Below are 5019 nucleotides of genomic sequence, written 5' to 3' on the forward strand. Positions count from 1 at the left end.
CTGGGGGTGGGGCATGTGCCGGAGGACCGTCAGAAGGTCGGGCTCGTCACCAGTTTTTCGGCCGAGGAATGTTCGATCCTGGGCTTCCAGGACGATCCGGCCTGGAACGGCCGGGTTCTGCTCGACCGCGACGCGGTGGCCGCCAGCTGCGCCCGGCGGATGGAGGAATACGACACCCGCCCACGCGATGGCTCGCTGGCGGCGGCCAACTTCTCCGGCGGCAACCAGCAGAAGATCGTGCTGGCCCGCGAGATCGAGCGGAACCCCGACCTGCTGCTGGTCGGCCAACCCACCCGCGGCGTCGACATCGGCGCCATCGAGTTCATCCACCGCCGGCTGGTGGCCCTGCGCGACCAGGGCAAGGCGATCCTGCTGGTGTCCGTCGAACTGGACGAGATCCGCGCGTTGTCGGACCGCATCGTCGTGATGTTCGACGGCCACATCGTCGGCGAGGTGATGCCGGACCAGGCCGACGAGAAGACGCTGGGGCTGATGATGGCGGGCTGCGGGTGACGGGCGCCGCCTTTCACCACGTCCCTCACCAGGGAACGGTCCGGCCCTGATAATCGAGATACTCCAGGCCGGGCCTGCCCTGCTTGGCGAGGAGGACATCGACCAGCTTCGGAATGCTGTCCTCGATGGACAGCGGCGCATCCTCGCCGCCAAGGGCGGTGCGGATCCAGCCCGGCGCCATCGCCGCCAGCGCGCGGCCGGTGCCGGCCTGACGCGCCGCGAAGCTGCGCATGAACATGTTCAGCGCCGCCTTGCTGCCGCGATAAAGCTCGCGCTGGCCGGACAGGTTGTTGGCGATGCTGCCCTGCCCGGACGACATCACCCCGATCAATCCCGTCGCGGAGACGTTGCCTTCCAGGCTTTCGATGACCCGCATCGGGCCGAGGGCGTTGGTGAGCATGATGTGGATGAACTCGTCGGTCGAGACCTCGCCGATGGTCTGGGACGGATCGCGGTTGGTGGTTCCGGCATTGACGAACAGGATGTCGAACATCCTGCCCGACAGCGTGTCGTGCAGGGCGGCCAGCTGATCGGGCGCGCAGATGTCCAGGCTTTCGATCTCGACCCGGCCGGGATGATCGTCGGCCAGATCGTGCAGGTCGGTCCGTCCGGCACCGCGCACCGTGCCGAGGACGGTCCAGCCCTTCTTCAGAAATTCCGCCGCCATGGCATGGCCGAGGCCGCGTGATGCGCCGACGAGAAGAATGCTAGGGCGGGAGTCGGTGGGGAAGCGTTGCATGGGATCGCGGCTTTCGCTGTTGATGTCCATGCCGATATGCGCGCCGATCCTTCTGTGCGCCAGACGCACAGGACGCAAAGAACGATTGCGTTTGGTGCTAGGCGTCGGCCTGCCTTCCGGCTATCCTGCGCCGATGCAGGCCGTCGATCTGAACCTTCTCCGGCCGTTGGACGCGCTGCTCGCCGAACGCAGCGTGACGGGTGCCGCCCGCCGTCTCGGCCTTAGCCCCTCGGCGATGAGCCGGACGCTGGCGCGGCTGCGTCGGGTGACGGGCGACCCGCTGCTGGTCCAGGCCGGCCGCGGCCTCGTTCTCACGCCCTATGCCGAAGAGATTTCCGGACAGGTCCATGCGCTCTGCCGCGATGTGCAGGCGCTTCTCCAGCCTGCCGCCGGCCGGCTGGACCTCGGGTCGGTTCATCGCACCTTCACCATCCGCGCCGGCCAGAGTTTCGTAGAGCTGCTGGCGGCGCCCGTGATGGCTGCGGTGGCGGACGCCGCTCCCCATGTCCGCCTCCGCTTCGTGCCGAAGCCGGACAAGGAAGCGGAGCCGCTGCGGGATGGGCGGATCGACCTGGAGATCGGCGTGCTCGGCACCTCGGCGCCCGAGTTGCTGACGCAGCGTCTGTTTCGCGACAGGCTGGTCGGCGTTGCCCGCAGCGGGCATCCGATCCTGGCGGCCGCTGCGTTGACGCCGGAGCGCTATGCCGCCTGCAGCCATGTCGCCGCATCGCGCCGGGGCGCGTTCCACGGACCGATCGACGATGCGCTGGCGGAGCTGGGCCTGAGCCGCAGCGTGTCCCTGGTGGTTCCGGGATATCCCGACGCGATCCGGGTCGCCGCCGGGTCGGACCTGATCGCGGCCGTGCCGCGCTCCTGCCTGGGCAACGGGCTGGCGGCCGGCTGGGGGGTGGAGAGCTTCGATCTGCCGGTCAGGACGGCGGACTTCGCCATCTCCGCCATCTGGCACCCGCGCCTGCAGGCGGACCCGGCACACCGCTGGCTGCGCGAGACCATCGCGGCGGTGTGCCGGCGGGCCTATCCGTAGGGACGGCCCGCCGGCAGGAATCCCGACCCGGTTACTTTGCGAACAGCTGCGACAGGTCGGCGAAGGCCTTGAACTCCAGCGCGTTGCCGGCGGGGTCGAGGAAGAACATGGTGGACTGCTCGCCGACCTGACCCTTGAAGCGGGTGTAGGGCTCGATCACGAACTTCACCCCGGCGGCCTTCAGCTTGCCGGCCAGCGCGTCCCAGTCGGCGGGCTGCAGCACGACGCCGAAATGCGGCACCGGCACGTCATGGCCGTCCACCGGGTTGTGGTGGGCCGGGGCGGCGTTGGGATCGCGCGGCTTCAAGTGGGCGACGATCTGGTGGCCGAACAGGTCGAAGTCGATCCACTCGTCGCTGCTGCGCCCCTCCGGGCAACCCAGGACGGTGCCGTAGAAATGGCGGGCGGCGGCCAGATCGTCGACCGGGAAGGCGATGTGGAAGGGCGTCAGCGTCGTCATCGGAGGATTGGCCTTTCGCGACCGTAGGACAGGTGGCTGCCAAGGATGGCTGTTGGTGCTCCCAGCAGAGCGTATCCCCGTACACTTGACAAACGAGTTCTCGGGCAAAGATTTATGAGTTCAACTCATGTTTCGGTTTGCCGATGCCCGAACGCCCTTTGCCATCGCTCAATGCCGTCCGCAGCTTCGTCGCGGTGGCCCGCCATCTCAGCTTCACCAGGGCGGCGGACGAACTGTCGGTGACCCAGGGCGCCGTCAGCCGCATGATGCAGACCCTCCAGGCCGATCTGGGGGTCGAGCTGATCCGCCGCGTCGGCCGCGGGATCGAGCTGACGCCGACCGGGGCGGCTTTCTTTGGCGAGGCGTCGGCGGCGCTCGACCGCATCGCCGTGGCGGCACGGGCGGCCCGCGCACAGGAGGGCGGGGTGCTGCGGGTCAGCGCGCTGCCGACCCTGACGCAACGTTGGCTGATCCCGCGGCTGAAGCGCTTCCAGGCGGAGAATCCCGACATCCAGGTCGAGGTCAGCATCGGCGAGCACCGCGTCGATTTCGCCAAGGAGCGCATCGACGTCGCCATCCGCTACGGGGTGGAGGCGTGGCCGGGGGCCGACACGGCGACGCTGATGCCGGAGACGATGGGCGTTTTCTGCGCGCCGTCGCTGCTGGGCCAGGGGCCGCCGCTGCGCCACCCCACCGATCTGGCGCAGCACCGGCTGCTGCAGCACACCACCCGGCCGGATTCCTGGCGCGTCTACCTCGCCGCCTTCGGCCTGCCCCTGCCGGAGGCGGCGCTGTCGTTGGCCTTCGAGCATTTCTTCATGATCATCGAGGCGGCATCCGCCGGCATGGGGGTGGCCCTGCTGCCGGTCTTCCTGGTCGGGGACGACGTGGCGTCGGGCCGGCTGGTCCAGCCCTTCACCGAGACGCTGCGGCCGCGCGGCCGCTACCTGATCGCCCACGCGCCGGGTGCCGAGCGGGCGCGCCGGGTCCGCCGCTTCAAGGAGTGGCTGCTGACCGAGGTGGAGCAGGGCGCCGCCGTTTGAGGGGAGCGTCTGAAGGCCGGGGGGGCGTCTAGGCCGGGTCCTTCTGCTCCCAGGGCGGCGTCGGCAGCGTCAGGCCGTGGTTGCCGCGATAGGCCGCGACCTCGGGCGACGACCAGCCGGCCAGCAACGCCGGGTCCAGCCGGTGGACCTCGACGCCCAGCGGACGGCAGACCTCCAGCGGGTCGCGGGAGTCCGGTCCCCACAACGGCACGCTGAGGTCGCCGCCGGGGCAGGTCGACAGGGCGCAGAGCAGGTCGATCTCGGCGAAGAACTCCAGGAAATCGCCCTTCTTGGCCGGGCAGGCCTTCATGAAATACTTGTCCTGACGGCGCGGGTCAGGTTGGAGTGGCAGTGGTGGTGGAAATCCTCCCCCGTCAGCATGCGGTTGACGTAGGGATCGCAGCGGGTGCCCAGCAGATCGTGGACCCGGCGGCCATACTCGTCGATGCCATAATCGGCCAGCGTGTCGTGGGTGATGGTCGCCAGCGGCCGCAGATAGGGCAGGGTCGACCACAGCCGGTCGAAAATGCTGACACGCGCCTGCTGGATCTGCCGGGTGCGCGAGGCCCAGAAGCGTTCGCGCGGGTTGTGGCGGTTCCAGATGTTGAGGTCGGCGACCTGCGGTCCCTCGATGGTGACGATGCGGAAGACATGGCCGTTCCGGCACCGTCCAGGCGCGGCCGGAGCGGATCGGCACGACGACGCTGTCCACCAGATCCCGCCCCGCCGTCTCCGCCCCGATGCGCCCGTAGAAGGCGCGGTCGACGTCAAGCGCCGACCCCTTGCTCCTGATAGGCGGCGGGATAGCTGGGCATCGCGGACACCTTGGGGAATGTCTCTGTGTTCAGGCGGGTCCGCGATCATGGCGAGGGAAACGCACCGCGCGCAACAGCTCTTCGCGCACCCGCGCCACCACCGGCGCCCAATCGCCGGGACGCTGCTGGCGGAACAGGCGTAGTGTCGGGTACCAGGGGCTGTCGTTGCGGTCGAGCAGCCAGCGCCAGCAGCCGCTGAAGCGCGACAGCACCCAGACCGGCACGCCCAGGGCGCCGGCGAGATGGATGACGGCGGTGTCCACCCCGATCACCAGGTCGAGTTGCCGGACAATCGCCGCGGTGTCGGCGAAGTCGGCGACCCCGGCCATCGGATCGTGGATCGCCGTGCCGTCACGCTATGGCGCCGCCGGCCCCTTCTGCAGGCTGACCCAGGACACGCCCGG

7 protein-coding genes and 1 pseudogene are annotated in these 5019 nt (G+C 69.3%); 3 read left to right on the plus strand and 5 right to left on the minus strand.

The features are described from left to right. Positions 1 to 513: pseudogene (locus tag I71_RS26565) on the plus strand (heme ABC transporter ATP-binding protein); the annotation flags it as partial. 25 nt (positions 514 to 538) lie between these two features. Here the strand turns inward: I71_RS26565 and I71_RS26570 are convergent. After that, complete coding sequence (locus tag I71_RS26570; RefSeq protein WP_244434067.1) at positions 539 to 1282, minus strand: SDR family NAD(P)-dependent oxidoreductase; 744 nt, start codon at positions 1280 to 1282, stop codon at positions 539 to 541. Positions 1283 to 1346: 64 nt separating this feature from the next. Between I71_RS26570 and I71_RS26575 the strand changes: the two genes are divergently transcribed. After that, entirely contained in the window at positions 1347 to 2297 is a 951-nt protein-coding gene (locus I71_RS26575) for a LysR family transcriptional regulator (protein ID WP_307189033.1), read from the plus strand. A gap of 31 nt (positions 2298 to 2328) precedes the next feature. Here I71_RS26575 and I71_RS26580 read toward each other — a convergent pair whose 3' ends face one another. Next, entirely contained in the window at positions 2329 to 2757 is a 429-nt protein-coding gene (locus I71_RS26580; RefSeq protein ID WP_042701052.1) for a VOC family protein, read from the minus strand. 143 nt (positions 2758 to 2900) lie between these two features. On the opposite strand from I71_RS26580, the gene I71_RS26585 reads away from it, so the two are divergent. Next, positions 2901 to 3800: a LysR substrate-binding domain-containing protein gene (locus I71_RS26585; RefSeq protein WP_042701054.1), complete on the plus strand. Its 900-nt coding sequence runs from the start codon at positions 2901 to 2903 to the stop codon at positions 3798 to 3800. Positions 3801 to 3828: 28 nt separating this feature from the next. Here the strand turns inward: I71_RS26585 and I71_RS40190 are convergent, their stop codons facing one another. The 3 genes from I71_RS40190 to I71_RS26595 all read right to left on the minus strand — a co-directional run bounded on the left by I71_RS40190 (position 3829) and on the right by I71_RS26595 (position 4944). Then, positions 3829 to 4110, minus strand: coding sequence for a hypothetical protein (locus I71_RS40190; RefSeq protein ID WP_244434068.1), 282 nt, complete (start codon positions 4108 to 4110; stop codon positions 3829 to 3831). After that, positions 4107 to 4571 carry an urea carboxylase-associated family protein gene (locus I71_RS40195; RefSeq protein ID WP_244434069.1) on the minus strand — a complete coding sequence of 155 codons (465 nt, stop codon included), beginning with the start codon at positions 4569 to 4571 and terminating at the stop codon, positions 4107 to 4109. The genes I71_RS40190 and I71_RS40195 overlap by 4 nt, the downstream gene beginning before the upstream one ends. 73 nt (positions 4572 to 4644) lie before the next feature. After that, the gene (locus I71_RS26595; protein ID WP_042701056.1) at positions 4645 to 4944 is read right to left on the minus strand and encodes a glycosyltransferase family 9 protein; all 300 of its coding nucleotides are present in this window, start codon (positions 4942 to 4944) and stop codon (positions 4645 to 4647) included. Positions 4945 to 5019 lie beyond the last annotated feature (75 nt).

The sequence above is a fragment of the Azospirillum sp. B506 genome, assembly GCF_000333595.1.
In the GTDB taxonomy this organism is placed as follows: domain Bacteria; phylum Pseudomonadota; class Alphaproteobacteria; order Azospirillales; family Azospirillaceae; genus Azospirillum.